Raw genomic sequence first — 15,538 nt, 5'->3', positions numbered from 1 at the left:
TCGCCCGGATCGAGCGGCACGTCGTCGCTGCCGACGCCGACCGGCGGACACGCTCCACGGTTCGGCCCGCAGCGTCGACTTCTGAGCTCAGAGCTCGCCGGAGTGCCGCGCCCAGAGCAGGCACCCGGCGGGCAGCAGGCCGAACATGATGACCAGCACGACCGGGATGACCACGTCCTGCGGCACCATCAGGTAGAGCAGCAGCGCGAACGCGCCCGCGACACCGAGGACGCCGAGGACGAGGCGCGCGCTCAACGGCGTGCCGGTCTGGCGCACCGGCGGGTGGAACACGCCGGGACAGCTGCCGAGCCGCGGGCCCATCTCGGGATCGTCGTCGCGCAGATCGCGTTCGATCCCCTGCAGCGCCCGGGTCTCCTCGTCGTCCAGCGGACGTCCGTCGGCGGACCTGTCGTCCACTGCCCCACCTCGACTCGTCGGCGGCAGATCACGACGATACCGGCGTCCGGCGCGCCGGCCCACCCGGCGAGGAGGTGCGATGCTCCCGATCAGCCGGAGCCGGCGGTGACCGGGGAGATGTAGGTGCCCGGCCGGGTGGCACCGTCCTGGCGCAGCACCGGCCCGCCCGGCCACGCGAGGCTCGCCGAGCGCGTCTCGTCCGGCGGCGTGGCGCGGATCGTCGTCGGTGTCCAGCCGCCGTCGGAGAGCCAGGTGATCGTCGTGTGTGCCGTCCCGCCGGGTGCCAGCCGCACCGGCTCGGCGGCGGCCTCCTGGCGGCGCAGCGAGAACACCGGGCCCATCGGGTCGTTCGGGCCTGCCAGGTCGACGCCGCCGAAGCCGGTCATCGTGCACGCCCGGTCCGACGAGTTCGTCCAGACGACCGCGGTGCGCCTCTGCGAGCCACCGGTCGTCGCACCGACGGAGGCCCGCAGGTCGTCGAGACGGCACTTCCCGCCCGCGTCGGCCGCCGGGGAGGTCGCGGCCTCCGAGGTCGGAGCCGCGGATCCGGTCGGTGGGGCCGCGGCACCCGACGTCGGCGACGCCGCCGGGACCGAACCCTGCGGCCAGTCCGACCCTCCCGCACACGCCGTCAGTGCCACACCTGCGGCGAGCACCGCCGCCACGAGATCCCATCGCGTCCTGGCCATCGCTGCTCCCCCGGTTCCGTGCGCGCGTTCGCCTGTGATCATGTCCCGGCACGGTCCGGGGCGGGCACCGGGGCGCCCGCGTTCGACCGGACGAGTGACGCCGCACCTGCGGGGAGACCGCTCCGGGCCCCGACGCACCCCGCTCCGGCGTGCCGCACCGGCTGCGACGGGTGCGGCACGCCGGGACAGGGTGCGGCACGACCCGTCGGTGTGCGCGGCGCCCGGTCAGCGCCCGTCGAACCTCCGTACCGACCGGACGGGCTTCGTGACCGGATCGGCCGCCCGGCCCCGGTCGACCTCGTAGCGCGCCGGAGCGGTGGTGCGGACACGCGGCAGCGCCGTGGTCCGCGGCGTCCGGTCGTCCGGCGCCGAACCGTCACCGTGGAACACGCCGGCCGGGACGGCGGCCGTTTCGGGCTCGGCGGCAGCGGGGACGGAGGGCGGCGCAGGCCGGGCGCCGGTCAGAGACCGCACCTCCATCTCGGCGAAACGCCCGCCACGCTCGGCGTCCGGCCGCCCGAGGAACGTCCCGATCGCTCCGAGCAGGAACGACGCCGGGATCGACACGAGCCCCGGGTTGGACAGCGGGAACACGGCGACGTCCACGTCCGGCAGCATCGACTTCGGCGTGCCGGACACGGCGGGCGACAGCACGATCAGCCCGACGCTGAGCAGGATGCCGCCGTAGATGCTGAACAGGGCGCCCGTGGTGTTGAACCGCTTCCAGAACAGCGAGTACAGGATCGTCGGCAGGTTCGCCGAGGCCCCGACGGCGAACGCGAGGATGACCAGCACCCCGACGTTCTGCCCGTTGGCGACGATCGCCCCGCCGATCCCGGCGGCCCCGACCACGAGCGCGGTCCGACGGGCGACGCGCAGCTCCTGCTGCTGGGTCACGTTGCCGCGCTTGATCAGCCGCGCGTACACGTCGTGCGCGAACGACGCCGACGCCGTGATCGTCAGCCCGGCGACGACCGCGAGGATCGTCGCGAACGCGACGGCCGCGACCAACCCGAGCACGAGCTCGCCGCCGAGCCGGAACGCGAGCAGCGGCACCGCCGCGTTCGACCCGCCCGGCGCGGTCGCGATCCGCTCGCTGCCGACCAGCGCCGTCGCACCGAACCCGACGACGACCAGCGCCAGGTAGAACCCGCCGATCAGCCAGATCGCCCACACCACCGACCGGCGGGCCTCGACGGCGGTCGGCACCGTGTAGAACCGCATCAGGATGTGTGGCAGCGCGGCCGTGCCCAGGACCAGCGCGAGGGTCTGGGACAGGTACTCGAGCTTGCTCGTCGCGGTCGGGTTCTGCAGGCCCGGCGCGAGCAGCGCCTCCCCCTCTGCGTTGCGGCGCACCACGTCTCCGAGCAGCGCCGAGAAGTCGAACCCGTAGCGGCCGAGCACCCAGAACGCGAGCACGAGCGTCACGGCCATCAGCAGGCCGGCCTTGATGATCTGTACCCAGGTGGTGCCCTTCATGCCGCCCGCCAGCACGTAGAAGATCATCACTGCACCCGTCGCGGCGATCACCAGGCTCTGCCCGACACGGTCCGCGTTCGGGATGTGCAGCAGCAGCGCGATCAGCCCGCCCGCGCCGACGAGCTGGGTGAACAGGTAGAAGAACGACACGACGAGCGTCGCGACGGCGGCCGCTGCGCGCACCGGGCCCTGCCGCGTCCGGTAGGCCAGCACATCACCCATCGTGTAGCGCCCGGTGTTGCGCAGCAGCTCCGCGACGAGCAGCAGCGCGACCAGCCAGGTGACCAGCGCGCCGACCGAGAGCATGAACCCGTCGTAGCCGAACTGGGCGGTCAGGCCGGCGACCCCGAGGAACGACGCCGCGGACAGGTAGTCGCCCGCGATCGCCACGCCGTTCTGCGGGCCGGTGAACGAGTGCCCACCGGTGTAGTAGTCCGACGCCGTCCGGTTCGTCCGTCCGACCCGGACGACGACGACCAGCGTGACCGCCACCAGGACACCGAACACGGCGATGTTGACCACCGGGCTGCCGACCTCGGGAGCCTGGGCGAGAGCCTCACTCGTTCGGTGCATGGGGGGCCAACGACCCTGTGACGGGCCGGTTACTCGGCGCCACCCCCGTCCGGCACCCCCGTCAGGCGAACGCGTTGTGCCCGGTGACCGCGCGGCCGACGATCAGCGACTGCACGGTGTCCGTCCCCTCGTAGGTGTAGACGGCCTCCATGTCCGCGTGGTGCCGGGCGACATGGTGGTCCAGCAGGATCCCGTTGCCGCCCAAGATGTCCCGGGCCATCGCCACGACGCGGCGCGCGGACGACGCGGTCTGCAGCTTCGCCAGCGCGGCGTGCTGGATCTCGATCCTGCCCTGGTCCTGCAGCTGCGCCATCCGCATACAGGTGAGCTGCATCCCGACGATGTCGGCGAGCATGTGCGACAGCTTGTCCTGCACGAGCTGGTAGGCCGCGATCGGTTTCCCGAACTGCTCGCGGCGCTTCGCGTACGCCAGCGCGTACTCGTAGGCGCCGACGGCGTGCCCGAGTCCCTCCCACGCGATCGCCTGGCGGCTCTTGGTGAGGCAGAGGTTCGTGTCCGCGAACGTGCGCGAGCCGGCCAGGCGCGCGTCGGCCGGCAGCCGCACGCCGTCCAGCGTGATGTCGGCCTGCCACAGCGCGCGGTTGCTCGTCTTGCCGGTGATCACGGTCGCCTCGTAGCCGGGTACCGGACCCGACTGGTGGTCGACGACGAACCCGCCGACGTTGCCGTCCTCGTCGCGCGCCCACACGATCACCAGGTCGGCCACCGACCCGTTGCCGATCCAGCGCTTGCGCCCGTCGAGCACCCACTCGTCGCCGTCCCGGCGGGCGCGCGTACCGAGCCGGACGACGTCGGACCCGTGGTCCGGCTCGGTCAGCGCGAACGCGCCGAGCGCCGTGCACGCGGCGATCTCGGGCAGCCAGCGCTGCTTCTGCTCCTCGTCGCCGAGCAGCGCGATCGAGGACGCGACGAGTCCGGAGTGGACGGAGTTGAACGTGGAGAAGCTGCCGTCGCCGCGAGCCAGCTCCGCGGTCACGAGACCCTCCGCGACGGCGCTCATGCCCGGGCAGCCGTACCCCCGCACGGACCCACCGGCCACGTTCAGGCCCGCGTACGGCTCGACGAGCTCGCGCGGGAACTCGGCCCGCTCCCAGTAGGTGTTGACGACCGGGAGGAGCTTCTCGTCGACGAACGTGCGCACCCGGTCCCGGACCGCGCGCTCGTCGTCGGTCAACCAGTCGTCGATGGCGAAGAAGTCCGTGCCCTGCGCCTGGTACAGCTCCGGATCCGGCTCGACCGTCGTCATCGGGGCATTCTGCGTGCTCCGGCCGCCGGTGTCAGCCGCGGAACGGGCACCATGACCGGGTGCCGAACCGAGTCCTCGTCGCCGACGACGACCGCGCCATCCGCGAGTCGCTCGCCCGCGCGCTCGAGCTGGAGGGGTACGCCGTGATCGGGGTCGGCGACGGGGTGGAGGCGCTCGCGACGGTGCACCGCGACGCGTTCGACGCGCTCGTCGTCGACGTCATGATGCCCGGTGTCGACGGACTCGGCCTGTGCCGCGTGCTGCGCGCCGAGGGCGACCACACGCCGATCCTGATGCTCACCGCACGCGTCGAGACACCGGACCGCGTCGCCGGGCTGGACGCGGGCGCCGACGACTACCTCCCCAAGCCGTTCGAGCTCGACGAGCTGCTGGCCCGGCTGCGGGCGCTGCTGCGGCGGGCGTCGGTCCAGGCCGAGGTGCACGGCGAGCGGGACGCGCTCGCCGTCGGGGCGCTGCGGGTGGACCCGGCGGCGCGGCGGGTGTGGTGGTCGGACACCGAGCTGACGCTGTCCAAGACCGAGTTCGACGTGCTGGAGCTGCTGGTGCGCAACGCCGGCATCGTGCTCGACCACGGATCGGTCTACCAGCGGATCTGGGGCTACGACTTCGGAGCCGACTCGAAGAACCTGGCCGTGTACGTCGGCTACCTGCGCCGCAAGCTCGCCGCGGCCGGGGCGCCGTCGTTGATCCACACCGTGCGCGGTGTCGGCTACACGGTGCGCGAGCCGTGAGTCTCCGGACCCGGCTGGCGCTGGCGTTCGCCCTGGTCGCCGCCGTCGTCGCGACCGGGGTGGGAGCGCTGAGCTACCACGCGGCAGCGGAACGGACGACCGAGGAGATCGACAGGTCGCTGCGCTCGGTCACGACCGCGCTGGCGGCGGGCGGGACGCAGGTGCTGGCGCCCGTCCCGCAGACGGTCGAGGTCCGTGGTCCCGGCTTCGGCCCCGGCGGTCCCCGCGGCGGGCCGCCGGGCGGGGGTCAGGGCGGGCCCGGCCGGCCCCGTGGCCCCGCCGACGAGCAGGACCGGCAGCCACTCGTCGCGCAGGCCGTCGCCGCGGACGGCACGGCCCGGTTCCTCGGCGGCCGCCCGGTCACGCTCCCGGTCACCGACGACGTCCGCAGGCTCGCCACCGCCCCCGCCGGCCGGACCGCGACCACCGAGGTGGACGTCGGCCAGGACACCTACCGGCAGATGACCACCGCGCTCGGCGACGGCCGCGGTGCGCTGCAGGTCGCGACGGACGTGGACGAGAACCGGCGGGTACTGGCCGGGACGGCCGCGCAGATCGCCTGGACCGGCGCGCTGGTGCTGCTCGCGGCGGCCGCCGTCGGCTGGCTGCTGGCCCGCCAGATCACGCGGCGCCTGGTCCGGCTCACGACGGTCGCGGAGCGGGTTGCCGAGTCCGGCCGCACGGACACGGCGGTCGGCGTCGGCGGACGCGACGAGATCGGGCGGCTGTCCACGTCGTTCACCACCATGCTCGACCGGCTGGCCACGGCCCGCGCCGCGCAGGAGCGGCTCGTCCAGGACGCCGCCCACGAGCTCCGCACGCCGCTGACCAGCCTGCGCACGAACGCGTCCGTGCTGCGCCGCTACGACCGGCTGTCCCCGGACGCGCGGGCCCGGCTCGTCGGCGACGTCGAGGGCGAGACCCGCGAGCTGTCCCGGCTGGTCGACGAGCTCGTCGACCTCGCGCTGTCCCGGCACACCGACGAGCCGGAGGAACCGGTCGGGCTCGCCGACGTCGCCGGACGGGCCGCCGACCGCGTGCACCGGCGCACCGGCCGGGAGATCACCGTCGACGCGGACGACGTCCGGGTCCTCGGGCGCCCGCGCGCGCTGGAGCGGGCCGTCGGGAACCTGCTGGAGAACGCCGTGAAGTTCGACGACGGCGCCGGGCCCGTCGAGGTCCGCGTGCGCAACGGGACGGTCACCGTCGCCGACCGCGGGCCGGGCATCGACCCGGCGGACGCGCCGTACGTGTTCGACCGGTTCCGCCGGGCGGACACCGCGCGCGGCCTGCCCGGTTCGGGGCTCGGGCTGGCGATCGTCGCCGACGTCGCTCGCTCGCACGGGGGCACGGTGTCCGCCCGGTCCCGTGACGGCGGGGGCGCCGAGGTGGGGTTCACGGTGGACCGGTCGCGGTTCTTACCGAACTCCGAACCGGGACACGCGGGCGTCTCACCCGACGGCCGAAGGATGGGCGGCACCTGAACGACCACCACGGGAGTCCGATGTCGACCACGATCTCCGAGCCCGCCCCGCCCACCACGCACCCGGCCGTCGCCCCCGCGTCGCGGAACGTCCGCATGCGTGCCTCGGACGCCGAACGCGAGGACGTCGTGCGCAGGCTGCACGCCGCCGTCGGCGAGGGCCGTCTCGATCTCGACGAGGCCGAGTCCCGCACGACCACGGCGTACGCCACCCGGTACCGCGACGAGCTCGCCCCGCTGGTCGCCGACCTGCCCGGCGGCGGGCCGGTGACCGGCGTCCCGACCTGGTCCTGGATCCGGGAGGCACTGGTCTGGCGGGCGCACCTGCTGGTGCGGGGCCCGGACGCGGCCCGGCCGACCGCCGCGCAGTGCCGCACCGCCGTCCGGCTCGCGTGGGTGGCGGTGGCGTGGTTCGTGTTCTGTGCCGTGCTCGGCGCGCTGGTGGTGGGAGCGTGACCGCCCCGGAGGAGCCCACCGCCGGTCAGGCCGCGACGCCGGAGCCCACGCCCCGACGGCGCCGCCGGTTCCGGCTCCGCGGCCGCCGCTCGCTGCTGGTGCTGGCCGGCCTCGTCGCCGCACTCGGCATCGCGGGCGCCGCCACCGGGATCACGCTCGCCGCCGTCGGCTCTGGCGGGCCGGGCGGCCCCGGACCCGGTCCGGGTTGGGGAGGGCCCGGCCACCACGGGCACGGTCCACCCGGTGTCGGTCAGGAGGACGGCAGGCCCGGCCCCGGCCCCGATCGACTCGTCCCCCCGGAGCAGGACTGAGCACGGCTCGACGACGCGGCGGCGATCACCCGCGCTGACCGGACGCTCCCGGCGGGGCGGGCCACGGACCTGCGATCATGCCGCCGGAACGACCCGATCGCGAGGAGAACGACCGGATGGAGACCAGCGCGGCGCCGGACGTCGACGACGCGGCGGCCTCCGGCCTGAGCACGCAGGAGGCCGCCGCGCGGCTGCGTGCCGGCGAGGGGAACACGGCGGTCAGCGGATCGTCCCGCACGTACGCGACGATCCTGCGGACCAACGTCTTCAGCTTCTACAACACGATCCTGTTCGTGATCGGCGCGACGCTGCTCGCGCTGGGCCGCTACAACGATGCGTTCGTCAGCGTGGGGCTCGGCCTGGTCAACGCCGTGATCGGCGCCGTCCAGGAGATCGGCGCCAAGCGCAAGCTCGACGGGCTGCAGCTGCTGGACCAGAAGTCGGTCACCGTCCTGCGCGACGGCGTGGAGACCGAGCTGGCGGCCGACCAGGTGGTCCGCGGCGACGTGCTGCGCGTCCGGGCGGGCGACCAGATCGTCGTCGACGGGCCGCTGCTGGACGGCGGACGCGTGGAGACCGACGAGTCGCTGCTCACCGGCGAGTCCGACCCGGTCGCCAAAGCGCAGGGCGACGACCTGCGCTCCGGCAGCCTCTGCGTGGCCGGCGACGGGCACCAGCTGGCCCGCGACGTCGGCGCCGCGAGCCACGCGGGACGGCTCACGCTCGAGGCCCGGCGGGTGACCACGGACAAGACCCCGCTGCAGCGGCGGATCGACTTCGTCGTCCGCCTGACGATGGTGCTGGTCCTGCTGATGAGCGGCGCGATCCTGGCGCAGGCCGCGCTGGAGGGGTTCACGCTGCTGCGGGTCGTGCAGACCACGGCCGTGCTCTCCGGGCTGGTGCCGTACGGGCTGTTCTTCCTGATCGCCGTCGCCTACACCCGCGGTGCCGCCCGGATCGCCGGGCGCGGCGCGCTCGTCCAGCAGGTCAACGCCGTCGAGTCGGTCACCCACGTCGACGTCGTGTGCACGGACAAGACCGGGACGCTCACCACCGGACGGCTGACCCTCAAGGAGGTCGAGCCGCTGGGCGGGACGGATGCCGAGAGGACCCTCGGCCGCTTCGCGCGGTCGGTGACCACGCCGAACCTGACGACGACGGCGCTCGCGGCGGCGCTGCCGGGGGACGCCGTGGAGCCGCGCGACGAGATCCCGTTCTCGTCGTCGCTGCGCTGGTCGGGGCTCGTGACGGTGGACGGCGCGTGGGTGCTCGGAGCACCGGACGCGCTCGCCCCGCACATGGCGACCGACCTCGCCGACGCCGTCGCCTCCCGGACCGCGCTCGGCCTGCGGGTGCTGGTGCTGGCCCGCGCCGATGGCCCGCTCCGCGACCGGAACGACCGTCCGTCGCTGCCGTCGCTCGAGCCGGTGGCACTGGTCGTCCTCGCCGACGAGCTGCGCGACGACGTCGTGGACAGCATCGCGCGCTTCCGGGAGAACGGGGTCGCGCTGAAGGTGCTCTCCGGCGACGACCCGCGCACGGTCGCGGCGCTGGCCACCCAGGCCGGGCTGGACGCCGGGGACCCGGTCGCCGGGCCCGACCTCGACGCGCTCGACGACGACGCGCTCGACCGGCTCGTCGCGCGCACGACCGTGTTCGGCCGGGTGGCCCCGGAGCAGAAGGAACGGATCGTCGCGTCGCTGCGCCGCCGCGGGGACTACGTCGCGATGATCGGCGACGGCGTGAACGACGCCCGCGCGCTGAAGGGCGCCCACGTCGGGGTCGCGATGCGCAGCGGCAGCGCCGTGACCCAGGACGTCGCCGACATCGTGCTCGTCGACGACTCGTTCGCGGCGCTGCTGCCGGCGCAGGCCGAGGGGCGCCGGATCATCGACGGGCTCGCCGTGTCGATGTACGTGTTCCTGGCCCGGGTCGCGACCCAGGGCCTGGTGATCCTGACCGTCACGATGCTCGGGCTGGGCTTCCCCTACTCCCCCACGCAGGTCGGTCTGACGCTGCTCACGGTCGGCGTACCGACGTTCTTCCTGACCATGTGGGCCCGCCCGGAACCGCCCGATCCGAACCTGCTCGGCAACCTGGCCCGGTTCGTCGTTCCCACGGCCCTGATCACCGGCGCGTTCGGCAGCGCCGTGTACGCCGCGCTGTACGTGAGCATCAGCAAGGGGTTCTCCAGCGGCCGCACACCGGCCGAGGCGGTCGAGCAGTTCCAGCGCTACACCGGCCTGACGGCCACCGACGCGGACTTCGTCGAGGCGTCCGCGACGATCGGCGCGCAGACGGGCCTGTCGACGTTCGTCTGCCTGGCGTCGTTCGGACTGATCCTGTTGCTCCGGCCCCCGGCGCGGATCTTCGCCGCGTGGCGGGACCCGGTGCCGGACAGGCGGCCCGCGTGGCTCGTCGCGGGCCTGGTCGTCGCGTTCGCCGCCGTGCTGTTCACGCCGGTGCTGTCGGACTACTTCGGGCTGACCGGGCCCGCGCGCCCGGTCTTCGTGATCGTGCTGCCCGCACTCGGGCTGTGGTTCGTCGCGGTGAGCGTGGTGCTGCGGTTCCGGGTGCTGGACCGGGTGATCGGGTACGACCAGCTCCCCGGAAAGCGGTGACGCCCGGCGCGGTTCCTGGACACCCGGCGCCCCGGTTCGCTGGGATGGACCGATGACGTCTTCCCTGGACCGCGTCGTCGACGCGTTCCGCAGCGCACCGGGCGGCGCGGGACACTCCGAACGGACGCGCCGCGAGCTGCGGAACGCGCTGCGGTCCGCCGACCTGCTCGACGACCTCGAGGGTTACACCGTCCGCGAGATCGACGACGACGAGCAGGTCCTGATCCGCAGGGACGGCACCGAGGTCGGCACGTGGCGCGAGGACTACCCCTACGACGAGCGGATCGAGCGCGACCTCTACTACACGCGCAAGCGTGAGCTGCAGATCGAGCTGCTCAAGATGCAGTCGTGGGTCAAGGACACCGGCCAGCGGGTCGCGGTCCTGTTCGAGGGCCGCGACGCCGCAGGCAAGGGCGGCACGATCAAGCGGTTCACCGAGCACCTCAACCCGCGCGGCGCCCGGGTGGTGGCGCTGGAGAAACCGTCCCCGCGCGAGCAGGGGCAGTGGTACTTCCAGCGCTACTTCTCCCAGCTGCCCGCGGCCGGGGAGATCGTGCTGTTCGACCGGTCCTGGTACAACCGCGCCGTCGTCGAACCCGTGATGGGGTTCTGCTCCGACGACGAGTACCGCGAGTTCCTGCGCCAGGCGCCCCGGCTGGAGCAGTCGCTCGTCGAGGACGGCATCCACGTCGTCAAGCTGTGGTTCTCGGTGTCCCGCTCCGAGCAGCGGACCCGGTTCCTGATCCGCGTGCTGGACCCGCTGCGCCAGTGGAAGCTGAGCCCGGTCGACCTCGCCGCGCTGGAGCGCTGGGACGACTACACGCGGGCCAAGGAGGCGATGTTCGCCGCCACCGACATCCCGTCCGCACCGTGGTCGGTGGTGCGCAGCAACGACAAGCGGCGCGGCCGGGTCGCGGCGCTGAGCTGGGTGCTCTCCGGCCTGGACTACCCGGCGAAGGACCCGGACGCCGTCGGCGAACCGGACCCGCTCGTCGTCGGGACACCCGACCGTGTGTACGAGAACAGCGAGCGTCTCTCATGACCGACCCCGGACCGCCGACGATCGTCGTCACCGGCGCGACCGACGGCCTGGGCCGCGCGCTGGCCCGCCGCCTCGCCTCCGACGGGCTGCGGCTGGTCCTGCACGGGCGGTACGAGGGCCGGGTCGCGACCGTGGCCGACGACATCGCCCGCTCTCCGGGCGTCGAGCGGCCGCGCACGGTCGTCGCGAACCTGGACGACCTCGCGCAGGTCGCACGGCTCGGCGCCGAGCTGCGGGACATGCACGTCGACGTGCTGGTGAACAACGCCGGGATCGGCCCCGGCGTGCCGTACGGCCGGGAACGGCGGACCAGCGCCGACGGTCACGAGCTGCGTTTCGCGGTGAACTACCTGTCCGGGTTCCTGCTCACCGAGCTGCTCGCCGACCACCTGCGCGCGTGCGCGCAGCCGGGTGTGCCCTCGCGCGTCGTGCACGTCGCATCGCTGGGCCAACAACACCTCGACTTCGACGACCTGATGCTCGAGCACGGTTACTCCGGGACGAGGGCCTACGCGCAGAGCAAGCTCGCCCAGATCATGGGCGGCTTCGAGATGGCGGGCCGGGTGCCGGCCGCCGAGCTGACCGTGGCCAGCCTGCACCCCGGCACGTACATGCCGACGAAGATCGTCCTCGGGGAGCGGTCGAGCTCCGTCGACTCGCTGGAGACCGGCGTCGAGTCGGTGACCCGGGCCGCGCTCGATCCCGAGCTGGACACCGTGACCGGCGAGTTCTTCGACCGGATGCAGCCGGCCCGCGCGAAGGCGCAGGCCTACGACGCCGGCGCCCGCGCCACCCTGCGGACCCGCAGCCTCGAGCTCGTCGCCCCGCATCTGCCCTGAGCATCGGAGTTGGCCCGCGGGCCAACTCCCGGTCGTCGCGTTTGGTCGTGCGGACATGGTGCGCCCGATGCGATCCGCGTCACACTCGGTGGCCACGCGCAGTCGCGGACATCGAGGTCGACGAGGAGACGTGCAGTGTCGTACCTGAACTTCGGAGTGTTCTTCGCCCCGCACCACCCGCACCACGCGGACCCGGCCCTGCAGCTGCGCCAGGACCTGAAGGTGATCTCCGAGATCGACGACATGGGCTTCGACGAGGTGTGGATCGGCGAGCACCACTCGAACGGCTCCGAGACGATCTCCGCGCCGGACCTGTTCCTCGCCTCGGTCGCCGAGCACACGAAGCACATGCGGCTCGGCACCGGCGTGATGTCGCTGAGCTACCACCACCCGTTCGTCTCGGCGAGCCGGATGGTGCAGCTGGACAACATGACCCGTGGCCGGGTGATCTTCGGGACCGGCCCAGGGAAGCTCCCGCTGGACGCGCACATGATGGGCATCGACACCACCGTGCAGCGCCGGCGCCAGCGCGAGGCGCTCGAGGTGATCATGCCGCTGCTGCGCGGCGAGACCGTCACCGCCGAGACCGACTGGTTCAGCCTGCAGGACGCGCGCCTTCACCTGCTCCCCTACCGCGGGCCGGGCGAGATGGAGGTCGCGGCCGCGTCGATCGCGTCGCCGTCCGGGTCCCAGCTGTGCGGGACGCTCGGCCTGTCGCTGCTGTCGCTGGCCGCCGGCACCGCCCAGGGATTCGACACGCTGCCGAGCAACTGGGCCGCCTACGAGAAGGTCGCCGCCGCGCACGGACACGAGGCACGACGGGACCGCTGGCGCGTGCTGGAGCCGATGTTCCTGGCCGACGACCGCGACGAGCTGGACCGGATCGTCGCCCGTCGCATCCCGTACGCCGCCGAGTACGCCCAGGTGTGGGCCGCGCCGGAGGACGACCTGGCCTGGACGCGGTCCTCGAAGGCGACGATCGACCACTGGCGCGACGAGGGCATGACGATCTTCGGGAAGGGCACGTTCGGCGGCCCGGAGGAGGCGATCGCCCGGATCGAGACGCTCCAGGAGCAGACCGGTGGCTTCGGGACGTTCCTGATCCTGATCCACGACCTGGCCGACCACCAGGCGACGCTGCGCAACTTCGAGCTGTTCGCCTCCGAGGTCATCCCGTACTTCCGCAGCTACCGCAACCAGAACCGGGTCGGCACGCTGGACTTCGCGAAGAACAACGTCGGCATGCTCGCCGGCAACGCGGTCGCGGCCGTCGAGCACGCGACGAAGGAGTACGAGTCCGGCGCGGCCGCCGCCTGGAAGCGGATGTCCGGGACCTGAGGTTCACAGCAAACCCTCAGTCCGTTTTCAGAGGATTGCCGGGTTCGGGGAGCATCCTGGTGGGACGAGCCGACCCACCCAGGGAGACGCCGATGAGCGCCGCCTACGCCGCCCCGGAACCCGACGACCGCCGCGACGAGCCGACGAGCGCGGGTGAGCTCAGCGAGCGCGACCGGCGCGTGCTCGACGAGATCGCCGGCTACGAGAACGGTTCCGACCCGGCCTTCACCGCCCGGCTCCGCGAGCCGGCCCCGACGGCGAGCCCTGCGACCGAGCGGATGCTGCAGATCCTCGCCGTCGCCGCGGTGGCGGCCGTGCTGGTGCCGACGGAGTGGCTGATGGTCGGCGTGATCCTCACGGTGCTCCTCGTGATGCCGGGCCTGCTGGCCTGGTACGGCCGCCGGGCCACGCCACCCGGTACGCGCCAGGCCCCCGAGGACTGACAGCCGTCCCGGACGCGCGGGATCGCGGACCGGCCCGCTCGGGGTCAGCGACTGTCGGTGGTCGCCTTCGCCTCGCGGCGCAACGTGATCGCGGCCAGCCGGACGACGACCGTGTCCACCAGGAAGCCCCCGACCGACCGGAGGTCCAGCACCGTGCCGGGCGCGGTCCCGCCGCCGAGCGCGATGACCGTCGGGACCAGGAACGCGAGCACGCCGAGAGCGCCGACGACGATCGCCGCCAGCAGATCGGCCTGCTTCGTGCGGACCGGCACGACGAACGCGACCACGATCGCCGCCAGCGCGAGCACCGCGAGGATCACGGCCGTGACCGACGGCCACCCGCGGACCGCGTTCAGCACGTGCAGCACCGCCGACGCGACGAGCAGCACGGCGAGCACGCGGCGCGGGATCGAGGACATGGGTCCAGTGTCCCCCGTCCGGTGTCCGGCTTGACCTTCACCCCGACTCGAAGGTCTAGCGTCACCGGCGTGGACCGGTACCGGATCTCGCAGGCGGCCGAGCGCGCCGGGATGCCCGCGACGACGCTGCGCTACTACGACAGCCGCGGCCTGATGCCCGTGCGGCGCAGCCCGTCCGGGTACCGAACCTACGACGAGTCCGATGTGGACCGGTTGCGGTTCATCGGGACCGCGAAGGACCTCGGGCTGTCCCTGGACCGGATCCGCGACCTCGTCGACGTCCGCGACGACGGCCGGTGCCGCGACGTCCGCGACACGCTCGGCCCGCTGCTCCGCGAGCGGATCGCCGACACCGACCGGCAGGTCGCGGCGCTCGACGCCTCCCGCGCGCACCTGGTCGCGGCACTGGGACACCTGGAGGCGTTGCCGGCCAGGGACACCCCGTGCGACCCGGACTGCGCGTTCCTCGGGACCGCGCGGGCACCCGAGCCCCCGATCGCCTGCACGCTGAGCGGCTCCGAGCGGGCCGACCGGATGCAGCGCTGGCGGGACGCGCTGGCCGGAGCCCCCCGCGACGAGCTCGCCGACGGCGGCATCCGGGTCCACCCGCCCGTCGAGCAGATGGCCGAGGTCGCCGCGCTCGTCGCGGCCGAGGCCCGGTGCTGCGCGTTCCTGACGTTCCGCCTGACCGCCGCCCCTGGCGGCGTCACGCTCGACGCGCACGCCCCGTCGTGGGCTCGTGAACTCCTGCGGGAACTGCTCGGATGACCGTGCTGCGGTCGGTCCTGCTGTTCGTCGCCGCCGCCGTGTGCGAGATCGGCGGGGCCTGGCTGATCTGGCAGGGGGTGCGCGAGCACCGCGGCTGGGTCTGGATCGGCGCCGGGGTCGTCGCGCTCGGGCTGTACGGCTTCGTCGCCACCCTGCAGCCGGACGCGAACTTCGGGCGCATCCTGGCCGCCTACGGCGGCGTGTTCGTGGCCGGCTCCCTGGCGTGGGGCATGGTCGCCGACGGGTTCCGCCCGGACCGCTACGACGTGATCGGGGCGCTGATCTGCCTCGTCGGCGTCGGGGTGATCATGTACGCGCCGCGCTGAGCGCGAAGTGCAGGTAGTCCTCGACGGCGCGGGCCGGGATCCGCACGCTGCGCCCCACCCGGACCGCGGCCAACTCGCCGGACTTGACCAGCCGGTACACCGTCATCGGGGACACCCGCATGGTGTCCGCCACCTCGGACACCGTCCGGAACCGCTCGTTCTCGCTCATGGGGAGACCTCCGCTCGACCGCCGCACCGACGAGGTGCGGTCCCGACCCGTACACCGTGGAACCGGCGACCGTCGTTAACGGCAGGCGTCACCCGCGACCCCATCGGGGGACCACGAACGACCAGGAGGTCACCGACGGGTGTCGC

At 73.5% G+C, this 15,538-nt stretch carries 17 protein-coding genes; 11 read left to right on the top strand and 6 right to left on the bottom strand.

Going from position 1 to position 15,538, the window contains the following annotated elements:
• Window positions 1-87: 87 nt before the first annotated feature.
• From EV378_RS31590 to EV378_RS31575, 4 genes are all read right to left on the bottom strand, one after another.
• On the bottom strand, window positions 88-417 hold the full coding sequence (locus EV378_RS31590; RefSeq protein ID WP_165922574.1) for a DUF3040 domain-containing protein: 330 nt from the start codon (window positions 415-417) through the stop codon (window positions 88-90).
• An 89-nt stretch (window positions 418-506) separates the two neighbouring features.
• Window positions 507-1,106, bottom strand: a complete 600-nt coding sequence (locus EV378_RS31585) for a DUF4232 domain-containing protein (RefSeq protein WP_132431193.1) — start codon at window positions 1,104-1,106, stop codon at window positions 507-509.
• A 225-nt stretch (window positions 1,107-1,331) separates the two neighbouring features.
• Window positions 1,332-3,158: a solute symporter family protein gene (locus EV378_RS31580; RefSeq protein WP_132431191.1), complete on the bottom strand. Its 1,827-nt coding sequence runs from the start codon at window positions 3,156-3,158 to the stop codon at window positions 1,332-1,334.
• A 61-nt stretch (window positions 3,159-3,219) separates the two neighbouring features.
• A complete protein-coding gene (locus EV378_RS31575) occupies window positions 3,220-4,425 on the bottom strand; it encodes an acyl-CoA dehydrogenase family protein (protein ID WP_132431189.1) in 1,206 nt (401 codons plus the stop codon).
• Between the two features lie 59 nt (window positions 4,426-4,484).
• On the opposite strand from EV378_RS31575, the gene EV378_RS31570 reads away from it, so the two are divergent.
• From EV378_RS31570 to EV378_RS31530, 9 genes are all read left to right on the top strand, one after another.
• Window positions 4,485-5,177 (top strand): response regulator transcription factor, encoded by a 693-nt coding sequence (locus tag EV378_RS31570; RefSeq protein ID WP_132431187.1) that lies wholly within the window; start codon window positions 4,485-4,487, stop codon window positions 5,175-5,177.
• The gene (locus EV378_RS31565; protein ID WP_132431185.1) at window positions 5,174-6,661 is read left to right on the top strand and encodes a HAMP domain-containing sensor histidine kinase; all 1,488 of its coding nucleotides are present in this window, start codon (window positions 5,174-5,176) and stop codon (window positions 6,659-6,661) included. The genes EV378_RS31570 and EV378_RS31565 overlap by 4 nt, the downstream gene beginning before the upstream one ends.
• A 20-nt stretch (window positions 6,662-6,681) precedes the next feature.
• A complete protein-coding gene (locus tag EV378_RS31560; RefSeq protein ID WP_132431183.1) occupies window positions 6,682-7,116 on the top strand; it encodes a DUF1707 SHOCT-like domain-containing protein in 435 nt (144 codons plus the stop codon).
• Entirely contained in the window at window positions 7,113-7,427 is a 315-nt protein-coding gene (locus tag EV378_RS31555; protein WP_132431181.1) for a hypothetical protein, read from the top strand. Before EV378_RS31560 ends, EV378_RS31555 begins: the two co-directional genes overlap by 4 nt.
• 116 nt (window positions 7,428-7,543) lie before the next feature.
• A complete protein-coding gene (locus EV378_RS31550; RefSeq protein ID WP_132431179.1) occupies window positions 7,544-10,048 on the top strand; it encodes an HAD-IC family P-type ATPase in 2,505 nt (834 codons plus the stop codon).
• A gap of 52 nt (window positions 10,049-10,100) precedes the next feature.
• Entirely contained in the window at window positions 10,101-11,090 is a 990-nt protein-coding gene (ppk2, locus tag EV378_RS31545; RefSeq protein WP_132431177.1) for a polyphosphate kinase 2, read from the top strand.
• Window positions 11,087-11,929, top strand: coding sequence for an SDR family NAD(P)-dependent oxidoreductase (locus tag EV378_RS31540; protein WP_132431175.1), 843 nt, complete (start codon window positions 11,087-11,089; stop codon window positions 11,927-11,929). The genes ppk2 and EV378_RS31540 overlap by 4 nt, the downstream gene beginning before the upstream one ends.
• Before the next feature lie 135 nt (window positions 11,930-12,064).
• Window positions 12,065-13,267, top strand: coding sequence for an LLM class flavin-dependent oxidoreductase (locus tag EV378_RS31535; protein WP_132431173.1), 1,203 nt, complete (start codon window positions 12,065-12,067; stop codon window positions 13,265-13,267).
• Between the two features lie 92 nt (window positions 13,268-13,359).
• Window positions 13,360-13,710 carry a DUF3040 domain-containing protein gene (locus EV378_RS31530; protein ID WP_132431171.1) on the top strand — a complete coding sequence of 117 codons (351 nt, stop codon included), beginning with the start codon at window positions 13,360-13,362 and terminating at the stop codon, window positions 13,708-13,710.
• A 44-nt stretch (window positions 13,711-13,754) separates the two neighbouring features.
• Here EV378_RS31530 and EV378_RS31525 read toward each other — a convergent pair whose 3' ends face one another.
• A complete protein-coding gene (locus EV378_RS31525; RefSeq protein ID WP_132431169.1) occupies window positions 13,755-14,129 on the bottom strand; it encodes a hypothetical protein in 375 nt (124 codons plus the stop codon).
• 69 nt (window positions 14,130-14,198) lie between these two features.
• Here EV378_RS31525 and EV378_RS31520 point away from each other — a divergent pair, with 69 nt between their 5' ends.
• A complete protein-coding gene (locus tag EV378_RS31520; RefSeq protein ID WP_132431167.1) occupies window positions 14,199-14,897 on the top strand; it encodes a MerR family transcriptional regulator in 699 nt (232 codons plus the stop codon).
• Window positions 14,894-15,223, top strand: a complete 330-nt coding sequence (locus tag EV378_RS31515) for a YnfA family protein (RefSeq protein ID WP_132431165.1) — start codon at window positions 14,894-14,896, stop codon at window positions 15,221-15,223. The genes EV378_RS31520 and EV378_RS31515 overlap by 4 nt, the downstream gene beginning before the upstream one ends.
• Here the strand turns inward: EV378_RS31515 and EV378_RS31510 are convergent.
• The gene (locus EV378_RS31510; protein WP_132431163.1) at window positions 15,204-15,392 is read right to left on the bottom strand and encodes a helix-turn-helix domain-containing protein; all 189 of its coding nucleotides are present in this window, start codon (window positions 15,390-15,392) and stop codon (window positions 15,204-15,206) included. The genes EV378_RS31515 and EV378_RS31510 overlap by 20 nt on opposite strands.
• Between the last annotated feature and the right edge of the window lie 146 nt (window positions 15,393-15,538).

Origin of the sequence: Pseudonocardia endophytica (assembly GCF_004339565.1) — a bacterium.
Taxonomy (GTDB): domain Bacteria; phylum Actinomycetota; class Actinomycetes; order Mycobacteriales; family Pseudonocardiaceae; genus Pseudonocardia; species Pseudonocardia endophytica.
The sequence above is the reverse complement of the archived record's forward strand: the minus strand, read 5'-3'. Positions and strand labels throughout refer to the sequence as shown.

Bases quoted from the DNA above. Each gene is read 5' to 3' on its own strand.
- EV378_RS31585 (WP_132431193.1), bottom strand. From the start codon at position 1,106: ATGGCCAGGACGCGATGGGATCTCGTGGCGGCGGTGCTCGCCGCAGGT.
- EV378_RS31580 (WP_132431191.1), bottom strand. From the start codon at position 3,158: ATGCACCGAACGAGTGAGGCTCTCGCCCAGGCTCCCGAGGTCGGCAGC.
- EV378_RS31575 (WP_132431189.1), bottom strand. From the start codon at position 4,425: ATGACGACGGTCGAGCCGGATCCGGAGCTGTACCAGGCGCAGGGCACG.
- EV378_RS31560 (WP_132431183.1), top strand. From the start codon at position 6,682: ATGTCGACCACGATCTCCGAGCCCGCCCCGCCCACCACGCACCCGGCC.
- EV378_RS31550 (WP_132431179.1), top strand. From the start codon at position 7,544: ATGGAGACCAGCGCGGCGCCGGACGTCGACGACGCGGCGGCCTCCGGC.
- ppk2 (WP_132431177.1), top strand. From the start codon at position 10,101: ATGACGTCTTCCCTGGACCGCGTCGTCGACGCGTTCCGCAGCGCACCG.
- EV378_RS31540 (WP_132431175.1), top strand. From the start codon at position 11,087: ATGACCGACCCCGGACCGCCGACGATCGTCGTCACCGGCGCGACCGAC.
- EV378_RS31530 (WP_132431171.1), top strand. From the start codon at position 13,360: ATGAGCGCCGCCTACGCCGCCCCGGAACCCGACGACCGCCGCGACGAG.
- EV378_RS31525 (WP_132431169.1), bottom strand. From the start codon at position 14,129: ATGTCCTCGATCCCGCGCCGCGTGCTCGCCGTGCTGCTCGTCGCGTCG.
- EV378_RS31515 (WP_132431165.1), top strand. From the start codon at position 14,894: ATGACCGTGCTGCGGTCGGTCCTGCTGTTCGTCGCCGCCGCCGTGTGC.
- EV378_RS31510 (WP_132431163.1), bottom strand. From the start codon at position 15,392: ATGAGCGAGAACGAGCGGTTCCGGACGGTGTCCGAGGTGGCGGACACC.